Annotated in this window: 1 protein-coding gene; it reads right to left on the reverse strand. The window is 38.7% G+C overall.

What is annotated here, in order from left to right; genetic code table 11:
- Positions 1-484: 484 nt before the first annotated feature.
- Positions 485-1,322: RHS repeat-associated core domain-containing protein (locus HY58_RS18435; RefSeq protein WP_216593837.1), on the reverse strand; the 838-nt coding region annotated here is incomplete at its 5' end.

Consider the following 1,322-nt stretch of genomic DNA (forward strand, 5'->3'; position numbering starts at 1 on the left):
AAGCTATTTCAGGACAAGACACACATTGCGCGGAATTTCCACTTAAACAAACAAAAGCCGCTCAATAAGCAGCTTTTGTGTAAAATTTAAACTGGGTGCTTTACTCTTAAAATTATAAAAAATAGACCTAAAATGATTATAGGTGTCAATCCCGTTATAATAGCCCAAAATCTTCTTTCTTGAATAGTTTTTAAATTGAAATTGTCAATATAAGTGCTCATTCGCTCTTTTGAGTAATACCTGAAGTTTGCAACCATAATGAGAATATAAATGAGTATTGATATAACCTTGTTTCTTGATAAGAAAGAAAATATCGATACTTTGAAGTACTCATTAATCATTAGAAGAAATAGAAGTACTGCTAAACTTTGATAGATCACAATAATCAACTTTGCTTGAAAATATGGATCAACTCGTTTTTGCTTTAGATAGTGCTTATAAGAACTGGCAAAAATATTTCCGAAAAATGTCATTAACCTAAAATTTAAAAGGCTGGTTTAGTGTATTGTGTTTCAATCCCCCTTTTGGAAGCTGCATCTTGAATTGTTTCAGAAATACCATTACCATTATTTAGCCCCATACAAACTATATTTGCAACGAATATAACTGGGGCTGTTACTGGAAAAGCTACAGATACTGTAACTAATGCAGCATCCACCCCATGCTTCATCTGAACACCACTTGCCGCAGCATCTACCGCTGTTAAGACAATTGCAGCACCCGCTAACGTAGAACTGGCTTTTGTAGCAAAATTCTCTACTGCTTTTGCGCCACCATATTTACCACCTAATTCTATGCTCTTCATTGCGGTATTATCAAGAGCATCCATGATGGTTTGCGCAGCTCCAATGCCCTTAGATAAATCTTCATGAGACGAAGTAGATTGTTGGGGAGTTACGGATGCTGTAGCTGCCGGTTCTGTATTGCTGGCATCCGTAGTTGTTGTTGTAGGCTTTGCTGCAGACAGGTTAGGTGTATAAGCTACTTCTTTAATGCTCTGGTCTTTCAGCTCCCACTTTTGCAGTCCGTTTGTATTGGAGTAAACAGTGCCTGTTTTACCAATGTATTTTGCACCACTACCACCCTGGCTTTGGGCATAAGCTGCTGCGCTCTTTTGATCTTTTACACTGCTTACCCACTCTGTTGCAACACTGCCATCTTTGGTTTTGTATTGCAGCCAGTCTGTAGGCGCCATTCCATCAGGATCAATAAATCGTATTGGATTATCAAAAGCATAATTGTAAGGAGTGTATCGACGCATCTGGTCAGCTAACGGGTCGATCACATGCCATCTTCCGATCTGGTGATCATACATCCGTGCA

The sequence above is a fragment of the Flavihumibacter sp. ZG627 genome (genome assembly GCF_000814325.1).
Classification (GTDB): domain Bacteria; phylum Bacteroidota; class Bacteroidia; order Chitinophagales; family Chitinophagaceae; genus Flavihumibacter.